The 14,313-nt window shown below is 65.1% G+C and carries 16 protein-coding genes; 9 read left to right on the forward strand and 7 right to left on the reverse strand.

Going from position 1 to position 14,313, the window contains the following annotated elements:
- Window positions 1–1,398 carry a glutamate ligase domain-containing protein gene (locus tag O2K97_RS04610; protein WP_269220634.1) on the reverse strand — a complete coding sequence of 466 codons (1,398 nt, stop codon included), beginning with the start codon at window positions 1,396–1,398 and terminating at the stop codon, window positions 1–3.
- A gap of 69 nt (window positions 1,399–1,467) precedes the next feature.
- Between O2K97_RS04610 and O2K97_RS04615 the strand changes: the two genes are divergently transcribed.
- The 9 genes from O2K97_RS04615 to ligD all read left to right on the forward strand — a co-directional run bounded on the left by O2K97_RS04615 (window position 1,468) and on the right by ligD (window position 11,121).
- Window positions 1,468–2,304, forward strand: a complete 837-nt coding sequence (locus tag O2K97_RS04615) for an LD-carboxypeptidase (RefSeq protein WP_269220635.1) — start codon at window positions 1,468–1,470, stop codon at window positions 2,302–2,304.
- Window positions 2,305–2,569: 265 nt separating this feature from the next.
- Entirely contained in the window at window positions 2,570–4,447 is a 1,878-nt protein-coding gene (gene dnaG, locus O2K97_RS04620) for a DNA primase (protein WP_269220636.1), read from the forward strand.
- Between the two features lie 42 nt (window positions 4,448–4,489).
- Complete coding sequence (locus tag O2K97_RS04625) at window positions 4,490–4,735, forward strand: hypothetical protein (RefSeq protein ID WP_017504423.1); 246 nt, start codon at window positions 4,490–4,492, stop codon at window positions 4,733–4,735.
- An 8-nt stretch (window positions 4,736–4,743) separates the two neighbouring features.
- Complete coding sequence (locus O2K97_RS04630; RefSeq protein ID WP_269220637.1) at window positions 4,744–5,139, forward strand: type II toxin-antitoxin system VapC family toxin; 396 nt, start codon at window positions 4,744–4,746, stop codon at window positions 5,137–5,139.
- A complete protein-coding gene (locus tag O2K97_RS04635; RefSeq protein WP_038293555.1) occupies window positions 5,136–5,462 on the forward strand; it encodes a hypothetical protein in 327 nt (108 codons plus the stop codon). The genes O2K97_RS04630 and O2K97_RS04635 overlap by 4 nt, the downstream gene beginning before the upstream one ends.
- Before the next feature lie 74 nt (window positions 5,463–5,536).
- Window positions 5,537–7,483 (forward strand): RNA polymerase sigma factor RpoD, encoded by a 1,947-nt coding sequence (rpoD, locus tag O2K97_RS04640; RefSeq protein ID WP_269220638.1) that lies wholly within the window; start codon window positions 5,537–5,539, stop codon window positions 7,481–7,483.
- Between the two features lie 50 nt (window positions 7,484–7,533).
- Window positions 7,534–7,710 (forward strand): DUF2256 domain-containing protein, encoded by a 177-nt coding sequence (locus O2K97_RS04645; RefSeq protein ID WP_269220639.1) that lies wholly within the window; start codon window positions 7,534–7,536, stop codon window positions 7,708–7,710.
- A 59-nt stretch (window positions 7,711–7,769) separates the two neighbouring features.
- Window positions 7,770–8,513: an extensin family protein gene (locus tag O2K97_RS04650; protein ID WP_269220640.1), complete on the forward strand. Its 744-nt coding sequence runs from the start codon at window positions 7,770–7,772 to the stop codon at window positions 8,511–8,513.
- Between the two features lie 34 nt (window positions 8,514–8,547).
- Window positions 8,548–11,121, forward strand: coding sequence for a DNA ligase D (gene ligD, locus O2K97_RS04655; RefSeq protein WP_269220641.1), 2,574 nt, complete (start codon window positions 8,548–8,550; stop codon window positions 11,119–11,121).
- Here the strand turns inward: ligD and O2K97_RS04660 are convergent.
- The 6 genes from O2K97_RS04660 to O2K97_RS04685 form a co-directional block, all read right to left on the reverse strand.
- Window positions 11,118–11,984, reverse strand: a complete 867-nt coding sequence (locus tag O2K97_RS04660; protein ID WP_269220642.1) for a Ku protein — start codon at window positions 11,982–11,984, stop codon at window positions 11,118–11,120. The two genes, ligD and O2K97_RS04660, sit on opposite strands and share 4 nt — an antisense overlap.
- Before the next feature lie 69 nt (window positions 11,985–12,053).
- Window positions 12,054–12,407: a DUF1428 domain-containing protein gene (locus tag O2K97_RS04665; RefSeq protein WP_017506381.1), complete on the reverse strand. Its 354-nt coding sequence runs from the start codon at window positions 12,405–12,407 to the stop codon at window positions 12,054–12,056.
- A gap of 22 nt (window positions 12,408–12,429) precedes the next feature.
- Entirely contained in the window at window positions 12,430–12,912 is a 483-nt protein-coding gene (locus tag O2K97_RS04670; RefSeq protein WP_269220643.1) for a VOC family protein, read from the reverse strand.
- A complete protein-coding gene (locus O2K97_RS04675; protein WP_269220644.1) occupies window positions 12,912–13,361 on the reverse strand; it encodes a VOC family protein in 450 nt (149 codons plus the stop codon). The genes O2K97_RS04670 and O2K97_RS04675 overlap by 1 nt, the downstream gene beginning before the upstream one ends.
- The gene (locus tag O2K97_RS04680) at window positions 13,358–13,834 is read right to left on the reverse strand and encodes an SRPBCC family protein (protein WP_269220645.1); all 477 of its coding nucleotides are present in this window, start codon (window positions 13,832–13,834) and stop codon (window positions 13,358–13,360) included. Before O2K97_RS04680 ends, O2K97_RS04675 begins: the two co-directional genes overlap by 4 nt.
- Window positions 13,834–14,277 carry a VOC family protein gene (locus O2K97_RS04685; protein ID WP_269220646.1) on the reverse strand — a complete coding sequence of 148 codons (444 nt, stop codon included), beginning with the start codon at window positions 14,275–14,277 and terminating at the stop codon, window positions 13,834–13,836. The genes O2K97_RS04680 and O2K97_RS04685 overlap by 1 nt, the downstream gene beginning before the upstream one ends.
- Window positions 14,278–14,313: the final 36 nt, after the last annotated feature.

Raw genomic sequence — 14,313 nt, forward strand, 5'->3', positions numbered from 1 at the left:
CTACCGGCCTAGACGCCCCAACAGTTCCGCCGCGAAGGTCGACAGGGTGTCGTCGCGCGCGCCCATGACGATGATCCGGTCGCCCGGCTTGGCGATCTCGACGATCCGGTCACCGCAATCGGCGCGCGTCGCCAGCGCCTCAGCCTGACGGCCGGCGGCGCGGACGCCGGAGGCGATGTCTTCCGATCCCACGCTGCGGTCGGTGGTGCCGCCGTAATAGACCGGCTCGGGCATCAGCAGCACGTCGTCCTCGCGCATCAGGCCGGCGAAACCGTCGATGAACTCCGACTTCATCAGCTTCAGCGGGCCGAACCCATGCGGCTGAAACAGGATCAGCAGCCGGCCGTCGAAGGCGTGCAGAGTCTTCAGCGTGGCCGCGATCTTGTCCGGGTTATGGGCGAAGTCGTCGATGACGGTGATGTTGCCGGCGGTCCCGACGACTTCCATACGGCGACGGATGCCGGCGAAGGTCTCCAACGCCTTGACCGCCTTGGCCGTCGGCACGCCCAGCGCTCGCGTCGCCGCCAGCGCGGCCAGGGCGTTGGCGACATTGTGGGCGCCGGGCACGTTCAGAACCACGTCGTGTTCGCTCCAGCCCTCGATCAGCCGGAACCGCATGCCCGTCGGCAGCGGCTGAAGATCATGGCCGGACAGGTCGGCCTTCTCTTCGCCCAGGCCGAAGGTGATCGCTTTCCCAGCCGGCAAGGTCTGGGCCAGGGCCGCCGTCTCGGGATTGTCCAGGTTCAGCACGGCCGTCGTCGCCCGCGCGGTGAAGCCCCCGAACAGGTCGCGCAGCTCCTCCATCGACTTGTGATCCAGCGAGATGTTGGACACCACCGCCACCGTTGGATCGTAGCGGGCGATCGAGCCGTCGCTCTCGTCCACCTCCGACACGAACAGGTCCGGCCCGCCGATCAGGGCGCTGGCGAACGGATGGTCGGCGTCGGCGAAGTTTTTCATCACCGCCCCGTTCATGACGGTCGGCTCGCGGCCCGTCTGATGCAGGATCCAGGCGATCATGCCGGTGATGGTGGACTTGCCGCTGGTGCCCGCGACCCCGACCGAGGTTGGGGCGGCGTTGAAGAGTTCGCTGAGCAGTTCGGGCCGGGTCTTGATCGTCGCGCCCGCGCGCCTGGCCGCGCCGATGTCGGGCACCGTCTCCTCGATGGCGCCGGTGGCGATGACGGTCTGATCCGCGCGGGTCACGCCCGATCCGTCCTGGGGGTGCAGGTTCACGCCGTGGGCGCGCAGCCAGTCGAACTTCTCGGGCGTACGGCCCTGGTCCAGCGCCCGGTCCGACCCTTCGATCACGGCGCCGCGCGCCTGGACGATCATGGCCAGGGGCAGCATGCCCGACCCGCCGATGCCGCAGAAGAAATAGGAGGCGTCTTGGTTCATGCCCCCTTAGAACAGGGGATCGGGCCGGTCCGCCAGTGGGGGATCGCAAAAACGACGAAGAAGACGGACGTGGATACCAACAGCTTCAAGATCGGCGTCGTCTGCGCCAGCTCGCGCTTTGCGAAAGAGCGCGCCGAGGCGGTCGAGGCCTGGATGGCGCAGAACCACCCCGACCGCGATGTGGCGGTCGTCTTCCACCCCGCCTGTTTTCTGAAACACGGCCATTTCGCCGGCGACGACCGGGCGCGCGCCGACGCCTTCGTGGAGTTCGCCAACGATCCCCGCATCGACGCCATCTGGTTTGCGCGCGGCGGATACGGTTCGTGCCGCATCGCCGACGCGGTGATCCCGCGCCTGGACGCTGTCGCCCGCAAGAAGCGCTACATGGGTTATTCCGATGCCGGCAGCCTGCTGGCCGGGATGTACAAGGCCGGGTTCCAGCATCTGGCGCACGGACCGATGGCCTCGGACTCGGTGCGCGACGACGCGACCGCGCGCGGCGCCCTGTCCTGGCTGACCACCGAACGCACCGACTGGATCGAGCCGTCGCTGGCGACCGATCCGCGCCCGGCCGTCGCCTTCAACCTAACCATCCTGAACGAACTGACCGGCACGCCGCTTGAGCCCGATCTATCCGACCACGTCCTGATGTTGGAGGAGGTATCCGAGGCCGCCTACCGGATCGACCGAATGATGTTTCACTTGACCAGCCAGGCCAGCATCCGACGAGTGGCCGGGATTCGCCTGGGACGGGTCTCTGACATCACGCCAAACGATCCCGACTTTGGTCAGACTCCGGAGGAAATCGTTCGATACTGGTGCCTGCGTTCGGGCATACCCTTTCTGGGCAGCGCCGATATCGGGCATGACGCCGCCAACAAGGTCGTCCCCTTCGGTCGCCCGTAAGACGAATGGCGCGCGACGAAAAGGACACAGTCTCGCCTCTATTCGCTAAGGCGAGGCCGCCCGCCTCTCGACAGAACGCCGGTCCTGACCTCAGATGCCGGTCCGCGAGGCGTTAGGACTTCGTTAGCCAAGGCGTTGGGGGACGCTGCGGTTTGCGCCTTCTGCGATGCGGCGGTTCGTTCGGATATCGGGGGATGCCCGGACGAGCCGCCTGATGGTCTTTCCATCCATCGACGTTGAGGGCCGCAGGGCTTAAGGATCGCGGGTGCGTTTCGACGAGAGATTCATCGATGAACTGAAGGCTCGCCTTCGGCCGTCCGACGTGATCGGGCGGACGGTGAAGCTGAAACGTCAGGGTCGCGAATACGTCGGCCTGTCGCCCTTCTCGAAGGAGAAGTCGCCGTCCTTTTTCGTCAATGACGACAAGGGCTTCTTCCACGACTTCTCGTCCGGCAAGCATGGCGACATCATCTCCTTCCTGCAGGAAACCGAGCGGCTCAGCTTCGTCGAAGCGGTGCAGCGCCTGGCCGGCGAGGCGGGGATGCAGCTTCCCGCCGAAGACCCCAAGGAGGCCGAGCGCGAGCAGAAGCGGGCGGGACTGTCCGACTGGATGGACCTGGCCCAGAAATGGTTCGCCGCCAATCTGCGCCGCACGCCGGGCAAGGCGGCGCGTGAATATCTGGACAAGCGCGGCCTGCCCGAGGATCAGTGGGAGCGGTTCGGGCTGGGCTATGCGCCCAACGACCGCGAGGGGCTGAAACAGGCCTTGGTCCAGCGCGGCGCCAAGCCCGCCGAACTGGTCGAGGCCGGGCTGCTGATCTCGCCCGAAAGCGGCGGCCAGCCCTATGATCGCTTCCGCGACCGGCTGATGTTCCCGATCCTGGATGCGCGCGGCCGGATTGTCAGCTTCGGCGGCCGGGCCATGAACCCCGACGACCGCGCCAAATATCTGAACGGCCCGGAAAGCCCGCTCTTTCATAAGGGCGCGACCCTCTACGGCCTGCCCGAGGCGCGGCGCATCCTGGGCGCGGAGAGCAAGAACGACCAGGCCATCATCGTGGTCGAAGGCTATATGGACGTCATCGCCTGCCAGCGCGCGGGCCTGCCGGCCGTGGCGCCGATGGGCACGGCTCTGACCGAGGAGCAGATGGCGTTGCTGTGGCGGGTCAGCTCGGAACCTATCCTCTGCTTTGACGGCGACCCGGCAGGCCAGAGAGCCGCTTTCCGTGCCGTCGAACGCGCCTTGCCTCTTTTGAAACCAGAGCGAAGCTTTCGCTTCGTGACACTCACTGGGGGGCAAGATCCAGATGATATGTTGAGGGAGAAAGGTGCGCCGGCGCTGCGTGAAGCGATGAGCGTAACCAATCCATTTTCGCGAATGCTGCTCGACCGGGAGATGGCCGAGGTTGGGGCTCTCGATACACCCGAGAAAGAGGCGGGGCTTCTGGTTCGGCTACGTAAAGCAGCAGCGACTATCGCCGATCCAGATCTGGCGAGGACTTACAAAGACTTTCTCGTAGGCGCCTTTTATCAGCGAGTTCGCCCTTCACCTGAAGAAAAAAGAGCCGCGAACAGGGTCATATATAGGGACCGAAAAGCACGTTCGATGGCTCCAATTATGGATGTGACGCCGGAGGCGCGCGCTGCCGCCATCACCCTGGCGCGTGCGCCTCGTCCGGTCTTGGCTGCCATTGTGGAAGGTCTGATCGCTCATCCTGACACGGTCAACGAACGTGGCGAAACATTAGCGACCCAAAGTTTCGGCGACGTCGGCCTTGATCGTTTGGTCAGTGACCTCGTGAGGCTGACCTATGAAGCGCAGGCTATGAGCAATGGCCTGCTGAGGTCACGATTGTTGGCAATGGGACACGAGGAAACGCTCAGGCGGATAGACCGCACTGCCGCAATAGCCCATGCCCCGTTTTTGGACAGCGCCGCATCGCTTGAAGTTGCGGCAGCGGGACTGAGCCGCGCAGTGGATGTTCTGCTTCAGTCCATGGCGCTCAGTCGAGCGATGAATGAAATGAAGTCCGAGGAAAGCTTTGATAGCCAGGCGTTCATTGGTTTGAAGGGACAACGTGACGCCTTGGACCGCTTCATATCCAGCGGCGAAATCTGGACAGATACGGCCACCCTGCACTGACAAGTCGTTGGGTGTTGACGTGGTATAGGTTAGGATCAAACTATGGATGGTTCTCAACCTGTCAGGATCACGCGAGACGGCGACCATCAGGTCGTCCATCTGCCCAGCGGCGTGTCAGTCCCAACCGACGCGGTGGTTCGTCAGGAAGGCGGGCGGTTGATCATCGAACAAGCCGGGACTGGCTTGGGATCGGTTGAACGACTGCTGGCAGTGCTGGCGACGATGGAGCCGATCGACGAGCGTCTCGACCCGATCGATGATCCGCTACCTGAGCCGGTCGATCTTTGAGCGGATATATGCTGGACACCAATGCGGTGTCGGACCTGATGTATGATCCGCTAGGTCCAGTCGGGCAGCGTATGGCTATGGTCGGCTCAGGGGAAATCTGCGTCAGCCTGATTGCGGTCGCTGAGTTGAGGTTTGGTGTCGCCAAGTCTGGCTCGGTGCGCTTGGCCGCTCAGTTGGACAGGGTGCTGTCCGGCTTGGCCGTCAAGGCATGGGATGCGCCTGCCGATCATGTTTACGGCGATATCCGCACCGATTTACACAAGCGTGGCCAGCCTATCGGCGGCAATGATCTGCTGATCGCCGCGCATGCCTTGGCACTCGACTGCATCCTCGTCACCGACAATGAGCGCGAGTTCTCGCGCGTGCCCGGCCTGCGGGTTGAAAACTGGTTGCGGAGCGATTGAACCTCGCGCCGCTTGACTCCGCCGCCCTGCGACGCCATCTGGCGCAATCGGGTCATGATGCCTTAGTGCGCGAGGTCGAGAAGGCGGCGGCAAAGTCCGGCGCGCCATTCCTGGCCGCAAATGCGCCCCTCGCCGAGGCAAGGGTCCGATGGTCGCAGGCGTTCGACGCTTCGACGCGGGTCGCCGCGTTGGAGGACGCCTTGGCCCATGCACGTGATGTGCCTGGGCAGGATGAGGCGTTCCGCCGGCTGAAGGCCGAGCGGGATGCGCTTCGCCGTGCGATCAAAGCCGGGACGATTTGGGAAGACAGCGCGGGCACGTAACCTTACGGCACGCCAAGCATTGTATTTTTCGCCGGGGCGGACTGATCACCCTCTCGGCTGGAGACAGACTGACTATGAACGCACAGACCGAGACGCAGGACACCGAGGTTTCGACCGATGGGCCCCTGCTCGATCTGACGGACGCCGGCGTCAAGAAGTTCATCAAGCAAGCCAAGGCGCGCGGCTATGTGACGATGGAGGAGCTGAACAAGGTCCTGCCGTCCGAAGAAGTCACGCCAGACGCCATTGAAGACACCCTGGCGATGCTGTCCGAAATGGGCGTCAACGTCGTGGAGGCCGAGGAGGACGCGCAGGAGCAGCAGTCCACCGACGTCGCCGCCGCGGCCGGCACCGCCGTCGCCGAAACGCCCGCCAAGTCGGCCTATGACCGCACCGACGACCCCGTGCGCATGTATCTGCGCGAGATGGGTTCGGTCGAACTGCTGAGCCGCGAGGGCGAAATCGCCATCGCAAAGCGGATCGAGGCCGGCCGCGACGCCATGATCTCGGGTCTGTGCGAAAGCGCCCTGACCTTCGAGGCCATCATGGTCTGGCGCGACGAGCTGGAAAACAACCGCATCCTGCTGCGCGAGGTCATCGACCTGGACGCCACCTATGGCGTGCTGAACCCTTCGTCCCTGCCGGGCGCCGCCCAGGCTGAAGGCGAAGAGGAAGAAGACGCCGAGGAAAAGCCAGCCGCCGAAGACAAGCCTGAGTCCGACGACGACGATGACGACGACTTCGACGACGGCGGCGGCATGTCGATCTCGGCGTTGGAAGCCGAGCTGCGCGACGGGGTGATGGACGTCCTGAACGCCATCGCCGCCGACTTCGGCGCCTTCCGCGCCCTGCAGGACAAGCTGGTTCAGACCCGCCTGAAGGGCGAGGTGCTGAGCGCCAAGGATGAAAAGGCCTATCAGGCGCTGACGACGTCCATCTCGGACCGTCTGAAGACGATGAAGCTGAACAACAACCGCATCGAGGCGCTTGTCGAGCAGCTCTATGCGATCAACAAGCGGTTGATCGGTCTGGAAGGTCGTCTGCTGCGCCTGGCCGACAGCTACGGCATTTCGCGGCCTGAGTTCCTCAAGGCCTATTTCGGTTCGGAGCTCGACCCCGCCTGGACCGACCGGATCAAGGATCAGGGCGTGCGTTGGACCAAGTTCAGCGAGAACGAAGCCAGCCAGATCGCGACCATCCGCTCCGACGTCGCCGCCGTGGCGCTGGAAGCCGGTCTGCCGATCGACGACTATCGCCGCATCGTCCAGACGGTGCAGAAGGGCGAACGCGAAGCGCGTCAGGCCAAGAAGGAAATGGTCGAGGCCAACCTGCGCCTCGTGATCTCCATCGCCAAGAAATACACCAACCGCGGCCTGCAGTTCCTGGACCTGATCCAGGAGGGCAACATCGGCCTGATGAAGGCGGTCGACAAGTTCGAGTACCGCCGCGGCTACAAGTTCTCGACCTACGCCACTTGGTGGATTCGTCAGGCGATCACCCGCTCGATCGCAGACCAGGCGCGCACCATCCGCATCCCGGTGCACATGATCGAGACGATCAACAAGATCGTCCGCACCAGCCGCCAGATGCTGCACGAGATCGGCCGTGAGCCGACCCCGGAAGAACTGGCCGAAAAGCTGGCCATGCCGCTGGAGAAGGTGCGCAAGGTTCTGAAGATCGCCAAGGAGCCGATCAGCCTCGAAACCCCCATCGGTGACGAGGAAGACAGCCACCTGGGCGACTTCATCGAGGACAAGAACGCCGTCCTGCCGATCGACGCCGCCATCCAGTCGAACCTGCGTGAGACAACCACCCGCGTTCTGGCGTCGCTGACGCCGCGTGAAGAGCGGGTGCTCCGAATGCGCTTCGGCATCGGCATGAACACCGATCACACGCTGGAAGAGGTCGGCCAGCAGTTCTCGGTGACCCGCGAACGCATCCGTCAGATCGAGGCCAAGGCGCTGCGCAAGCTGAAGCATCCGTCGAGGTCGCGCAAACTGCGGTCCTTCCTGGACAGCTGATACGATCAAGGGCGGCCCCGACGGGCCGCCCTTTTTTCTTGGCAGGCGACATGGCCCGAAAGCACGTCAATCTCGGTAAGGCGCCGGCCAAGTCCGACCTGCCGCAAAAGCTCTGCGCCGCCTGCGGTCTGCCGTTCGCCTGGCGCAAGAAGTGGGCGCGGGACTGGGAGCAAGTGCGGTTCTGTTCGGATCGGTGCCGGGCCAAAAGCGCGTCCGAAGAGCGCTGATAGATGGCTCTCCGCCTCGTGACCACGGCGGCGGCGGGAATCAGCTAAGCGTCGCGGCCATGCTTCCCGTGTCGCGCGTCTCTCCCTTTCTCATCGGCCTCGGCGTCCTGCTGATCCTCAGCGGCTGCGTACGGCGGCCGCCTGAGCCATTGCGGCAGCCATCGCCCTATCCGTCGCGCACCGAGGCGCCGCTGGTCGGGGGGCTGGTGGACCGGATGATCGACGGGGGGACTCAGGCCCTGGTCGTGCGCGAAGGCGGCGATCTGGGCCGGTGCCTTGCCGAGCTGAACGCCGCCCGCGTGCGGTTCAGTCCCGTGCCGGATCGCCAGAACACCGCAACCTGCGGCCTGCATCAAGGCGGGGTGCTGGGCGCCGACCTGGGGACGGTAGCGCGCATGGCGCCGGGCGATGTGGAGATGACCTGCCAGACCGCGCTGGCGCTGAGCATCTGGCGTCGCCAGTCGCTGGAGCCGGCGGCGCGAGAGATCCTGGGCTCTGACGTCGTGCAGATCGACCACATGGGGGCCTATGCCTGTCGCAACGTGAACAACGGCGTGGGGTCGAATCGGATCAGCGCCCATTCCCAGGCGGCGGCGCTGGACTTCGCCGGGGTGCGGCTGAGGGACGGGCGGCGCATCACCGTGACCAGGGACTGGAACGGCGACACGCCCGAAGCACGCTTCCTGAAGCGTATCCGCGACGACGCCTGCCGCATCTTCGGCACGACGCTCAGCCCCGACTACAACGCCGTCCACTACGACCACCTGCACCTCGAGGCGACCGACACGCGCTTCTGTCGCTGAGGCAACGCTTTGGCGCGGGGCGGATTACGCCAATATGCGCGGTGAACTGAAGACCTATCAGGCCAAGCGGCGGTTCGGCGAAACGCCCGAGCCGAAGGGCGCCAAGGGCAAGCGCGCGAAGGGCGGCTTCCGCTATCTGATCCAGCGCCACGCGGCGACGCGGCTGCACTACGACTTCCGCATCGAGGCGGACGGGGTGCTGAAATCCTGGGCCGTGACCAAGGCGCCGTCGCGCGACACAGCGGTGAAGCGGCTGGCGGTCGAGGTCGAGGATCATCCGCTGGATTACGGGTCGTTCGAGGGGACGATTCCCGACGGCAACTACGGCGCCGGCACGGTGCAGATGTGGGATGTCGGCACCTGGGAGCCGCAGGAGCCGGACCTGGAGGCGGCCTGGGCCAAGGGTCAGATCAAGATGATCCTTCACGGCGAACGGCTGAAGGGCAAATGGGCTCTGATCCGGCTGAAGAGCGATCGGGGCAAACCCTCCAAACGCAGCAACTGGCTACTGCTGAAGGAGAAGGACGACTTCGCCGTCGCGGGGGAGGGCGATGCGCTCGCCGAAATCGACGCCTCGGTGACGACCGGGCGGTCGCTGGCCGAGATCGCGGACGGGACCAAGGAATGGACGGCGTCCAAGCCGACGGGGCGTAAAGGTCCGGCCAAGCCCAAGCCCTCGAAAGCGGCGGCGAAGGCCAAGAAGCCGCCGGCCTTCGTGCCGATCCAGCTGTGCAAGGTGACCGACCATCCGCCGGGCGGGACGGGCTGGGCGCACGAGATCAAGTTCGACGGCTATCGCATCCAGATCGGCGTGGGCGGCGGTCGGGCGGTTTTGCGGACGCGCAAGGGTCTGGACTGGAGCGACAAGTTCTTGAATCTGGCGGCGGACGCGGCGACCTGGCCCGACGCGGTGATCGACGGCGAGCTGTGCGCGCTGGACGACGATCACATGCCGGACTTCGGGGCGTTGCAGGCCGCCATTTCGGACGAGAAGACGGAAGGCCTGGTCTATTTCGCCTTCGATCTATTGTTCGAGGGGGCGGAGGATCTGCGCAAGCTGCCGCTGTCGCATCGCAAGGCGCGGCTGCAGGCCTATGTGGACCGGATCGGCGCTTCAGAGTCGGGGGCGGCCGCAGGGCGGCTGCGCTACGTCGAACATTTCGCCTCGACCGGCCAGGCGGTGCTGGAGAGCGCCTGTCGCATGGATCTGGAAGGCGTAATCTCCAAGAAACTGGACGCCCCCTATCATGCTGGGCGGTCATCGACCTGGTTGAAGTCCAAGTGCCGGGGGCGCGACGAGGTGGTGATCGGCGGCTGGTCGTCCGAGGGCGGAACGCGGTTCCGCTCCTTGCTGGTCGGGGTCAGGGAAAAGGGCGGCCTTCGCTATCTGGGCCGGGTCGGGACCGGCTATGGCGAGGCGGTGACGAAGCTGCTTGTTCCGGCGCTGAAGGGCGTGGCGACGCAGAAGTCTCCCTTCGCCGGGGCGGGCGCGCCTAAGGCGGCCAAGGACATCCATTGGATCAAGCCGGTGCTGGTCGCCGAGGTCGAGCACGGCGGTTATACCGAATCCGGCTCGCTGAGGCAGGCGGCCTTCAAGGGTTTGCGGGAAGACAAGACGGCCGCCGAGGTCACCGAGGCGCCGCAACCGCCCACGGACATGGGCGACGCGAAGAAAGCCACGACGACGGTGCGACCGGCTGGAAAGCCCGGCAAGGTGGTCGTGGCGGGGGTGACCATCTCCAGCCCCGACAAGGTGTTGTGGCCTGCCGTCGGCGACCGGCCGGCAATCACCAAGGCCGATCTGGCCCGATATTACGAGGCGGCCGCCGAGCGGATCCTGCCCCATGTGGCGGACCGGCCGACATCGATCATCCGGGCACCCGAGGGGATCGGCGGCGAGACCTTCTTCCAGCGGCACGCCATGGCGGGGTCGAACCCGCGGCTGAAGCTGATCGACGTCAAGGCCCGCACCCCTTACGTCGCCGCCGTCGATGTCGGCGGCATGGTCGCCATCGCCCAGTCGGGCGGGCTGGAACTGCATCCATGGGGGTGTGCACCCGACCAGCCGGAAGTCCCCGATCAGATCACCTTCGACCTGGATCCGGACGAGGGGCTGAACTTCGCCGACGTCATCGCCGCGTCCAAGGTCGTGAAGGCGAAGATCGAGGCGCTGGGTCTGGCCGCCTTCGTCAAGACGACCGGGGGCAAGGGGCTGCACGTCGTCGTGCCGATCAAGACCGACGCCCGCTCGCGCGTGACCTGGGATCAGAACAAGGCCTTCGCCAAGGCAGTGGCCGAGGCCATCCGCGCCGAGGCGCCGGACCGGTTCACCACGACCCTGGCCAAGAAGGCGCGGGGCGGAAAGATCTTCATCGACTATCTGCGCAACGGGCGAATGGCGACGGCGGTCGCGCCCTGGTCGCCGCGCGCCCGGCCGGGGGCGGGGATCGCCTTCCCGCTCTCGTGGGGGCAGGTGAAGGCCGGGCTGGATCCGGCCGCATTCAACCTCTGGACCTATGCGGCCTTGCTGAAGAAGCCCGATCCCTGGGCCGAATTCCGCGCCTCAGCGGTCAGTTTGAAATCGGCGCTGAAAAAGATGGGCGTCTAGGCCGCTGTCTTCTTCTTTGCCGCAGCCTTCTTGGGCGTCGCCTTCTTTGCCGGGGCCTTCTTTGCGGCTGGCTTCTTCGTCCCCGTCGCCGACCCTTTCAGGCTGTTCCGCAATGCGGCCATCAGGTCGATGACATTGGTGTCGTCGGGTTCGGCGACATCGACCACGCCCTTGCCGCCTTTGGACTTGGCCTTGATCATCGCGCGCAGAGCGTCGTCGTAGCCGTCCTTGAAGTCCGTCGGGTCGAAGTCCGCCTCCTTCTGCCCGATGATGCGCGCGGCGATTTCGACCATGTCCGGATCGGCCTTTACCGTCGGAATGTCGTCGAAGTATTCGTCGGAATCGCGCACCTCGTCATGGGCGCGCAGGGTGTAGGCGATCAGCCCCTTGCCCCGGACCTCCAGCGCCAGCTGACGCTCCTTGCCGCGCAGCACCAACTGGCCCAGCGCCACCTTGCCCTGTTTCTTCATGGCGTCGCGGATGACGGCGAAGGCTTCGACGCCCGCGCCTTTCTCGGGGACCACGAAGAAGGGATCGTCCCAATAGAGCCGGTCGATGTCGTCCTCATCGACGAACTTATCGATCGAAATGGTCTTGGTGCTTTCCAGCTTCACCTTGTCGAAGTCGGCGTCCTCGAACAGGACGTATTCGTCCTTGGACACCTCATAGCCGCGCACCAGATCGCTGCGCTCGACCGGCCCGGCGTCCGGATCGGTCGGCACCATGCGAATGCGATTGTTGGTGTCGGGATTGATCAGGTGAAACCGCACGTCGTTCGTGCTGGTCGTCGCCGTGTAGAGGGCCACCGGACAGGTGACCAGCGACAGCTTCAGATGTCCTTGCCAAGTGGGGCGGGCGGCCATGTCGGTTCTCCTCGATCCCTGACAATGCGTCAGGGCGATTTGCGTTCGAACAGGGCCGCCGCCTGGGCATCAGGCCTTGCCTTCGAAGGCGACGCTGAAACCGCCCCACATCATGCGCTTGCCGTCGAAGGGCATGTCCATGTTCGCAAAGTCGGGGTCGTCCTGCATCTTGCCGAAACAGGCGTCGGCTGTGGCGCGGTCGGGCCAGGTGACCCAGGAGAAGACGACGACCTCGCCCTCTTGCAGCTTCACCGCCATGGGAAAGCTGGTCAGCTTGCCGTCCGGCACGTCCTCGCCCCAGGTCTCGACCTGCGACAGGGCGCCGTATTTCTGAAACAGGGGCCAGGAGGCCTCGGCGGACTTGACGTAGCGCGCCTTGTCCTCGGTTTTCACGGGGGTCAGGAAGCCGGTCACATAGGTCATCGGTCGTCTCCTCTTTCTGGATTCAAACGTCGGCGACGGCGCGGTCCAGCGCCGCGATGTCGATCTTGATCATACCCATCATGGCCTGCATGGCGGCCTTGGCGCGCGCGGGGTTCGGATCGGTGGTCAGTTCCATCAGGCGACGGGGCGTGATCTGCCAGGACAGGCCCCAGCGGTCCTTCAACCAGCCGCAGGCGTTTTCGCTGCCGCCGTCGGCGAGCAGGGTGTCCCACAGCCGGTCCGTCTCGGTCTGATCCTCGGTCATCACCATGAAGGAGACGGCCTCGGTGAAGCGAAAGTTCGGTCCGCCGTTTAGCGCCAGATACTGACGACCCGCCAGCACGAACTGCACCGTCAGGACCGATCCTTCAGGACCGGACGGCGTATCGACCGGCGAGCGGTTGACGGCGGTGATGCGGCTGTCGGGCAGCAGGCTGACATAAAAGGCGGTCGCAGCCTCGGCGTCGCCGTCGAACCACAGGCAGGGGATGACCTTGTCGGCCATCATCCGCGCTCCTGCGGGAAGGTGTTGACCAGCCAATCCTTGCCAAACCGGTCGCGCGCCATGCCGAAGCCGGGGGACCAGGACGTGGCGGCGAAGGGCATCTGGACCAGGCCGTCTTCGCTCAGCCGGTCGAAGATTTGGCGCGCCCGGTCGGCGGTATCGAAATGCAGGGCGATGGCGGTCTGGGTGGGCGGCGCGCGCCGGGTTTCGGTCCCCGAACCGCCCGCGTCGCCGCAGACGCCCGGCGGATTGTCGGATCCCATGATCGCCTGGTCTCCAACCTGCATCCACGCGTGGGCGATCTTGTCCTTCCAGTCGGGGCCGACCGGGGCGTCGGGCATGTCGGCGAACGTGATCAGGTTCAGTTGATCAGCGCCCAACACCTCGGCGTAAAAGCCGAAGGCTTCGCGCGCATTGTCTTCGAACGTCAGATTGGGGGTGATCTTCATTGGGTTTCTCCTGTCGCCTGTTCTGTCTCTGCAAGAACGGCCAGCTGATCGGCGACCGCGCCCCAGCCCTGTTCGAAGCCCATGGCCTTGTGGGTTTCGGCAGCTTTTTCGTCCCAGTGCCGGGCCGTGGCGGTGTAGCGGGTTGCGCCGGCCTCGGGCTCGAAGGTGTCGATGCGCACGAAATTCATGTCGCCGGCCTGCGGAACCCAGCCCTCGGTGAAGGCCCCGGTCGAGACCAGTCTGCGGCCCGGAACCACCTCCAGAAACACGCCGGAATAGGGATGCCGCTCGTCCTCGGGCGAGGCCATTTCCACATTGGCCCGCCCGCCGACGCGCAGGTCCCAATCCACGACCGGCGTGGTCCAGGGGCGAGGACAGAACCACTCGCCGGTGCGCTCGGTATAGATCTTCCACACCGTTTCCGGCGAGGCCTTGATCAGACGGCTGATGCTCAGTTCGCGACTGTCAGCCATCACGACACCATGGCGTTGGCGGCGAAGGCTTCGGGACCGGCGGCGACGGCGGCCGGGTCCATCCACATCGGCTCCCATATATGGCCGTCCGGGTCGGCATAGCCGCGACAATACATGAAGCCGTGATCCTGAATTGGATTGGGGTCCATCATACCGCCCGCCCCACCCGCGCGTTCGACCACTGAATCCACAGCCTCCCGGCTGTCGAACGAAATGCACAGCGACATCTGCGCCGAGGCATGGGCGTCGGGGATCGCGCGGTCGGTGAAGGTGCGCCACTTGTCGTGGGTCAGCAGCATGACGTGGATCACGTCCGACACCACCATACAGGCGGCTGTGTCGTCGCTGAACATCGGGTTCCTGGTCGCGCCGACCGCTTCGTAGAAGGCGATTGATCGAGGCAGGTCGGTGACCGGCAGGTTGATGAAAATCAGCTGAGCCACGGCGTTTCCTCTCCTTGTTATTTGCGAAACCTGACT

It is taken from the genome of Brevundimonas vesicularis, from assembly GCF_027105095.1.
GTDB lineage: Bacteria > Pseudomonadota > Alphaproteobacteria > Caulobacterales > Caulobacteraceae > Brevundimonas > Brevundimonas vesicularis_E.

Coding starts and splice junctions, on each gene's coding strand:
- O2K97_RS04610 (WP_269220634.1), bottom strand. CDS start 1,398: ATGAACCAAGACGCCTCCTATTTCTTCTGCGGCATCGGCGGGTCGGGC.
- ligD (WP_269220641.1), top strand. CDS start 8,548: ATGCGCGGTGAACTGAAGACCTATCAGGCCAAGCGGCGGTTCGGCGAA.
- rpoD (WP_269220638.1), top strand. CDS start 5,537: ATGAACGCACAGACCGAGACGCAGGACACCGAGGTTTCGACCGATGGG.
- O2K97_RS04670 (WP_269220643.1), bottom strand. CDS start 12,912: ATGGCCGACAAGGTCATCCCCTGCCTGTGGTTCGACGGCGACGCCGAG.
- O2K97_RS04665 (WP_017506381.1), bottom strand. CDS start 12,407: ATGACCTATGTGACCGGCTTCCTGACCCCCGTGAAAACCGAGGACAAG.
- O2K97_RS04630 (WP_269220637.1), top strand. CDS start 4,744: ATGCTGGACACCAATGCGGTGTCGGACCTGATGTATGATCCGCTAGGT.
- O2K97_RS04650 (WP_269220640.1), top strand. CDS start 7,770: ATGCTTCCCGTGTCGCGCGTCTCTCCCTTTCTCATCGGCCTCGGCGTC.
- O2K97_RS04625 (WP_017504423.1), top strand. CDS start 4,490: ATGGATGGTTCTCAACCTGTCAGGATCACGCGAGACGGCGACCATCAG.
- O2K97_RS04645 (WP_269220639.1), top strand. CDS start 7,534: ATGGCCCGAAAGCACGTCAATCTCGGTAAGGCGCCGGCCAAGTCCGAC.
- O2K97_RS04660 (WP_269220642.1), bottom strand. CDS start 11,984: ATGGCCGCCCGCCCCACTTGGCAAGGACATCTGAAGCTGTCGCTGGTC.
- O2K97_RS04675 (WP_269220644.1), bottom strand. CDS start 13,361: ATGAAGATCACCCCCAATCTGACGTTCGAAGACAATGCGCGCGAAGCC.
- O2K97_RS04680 (WP_269220645.1), bottom strand. CDS start 13,834: ATGGCTGACAGTCGCGAACTGAGCATCAGCCGTCTGATCAAGGCCTCG.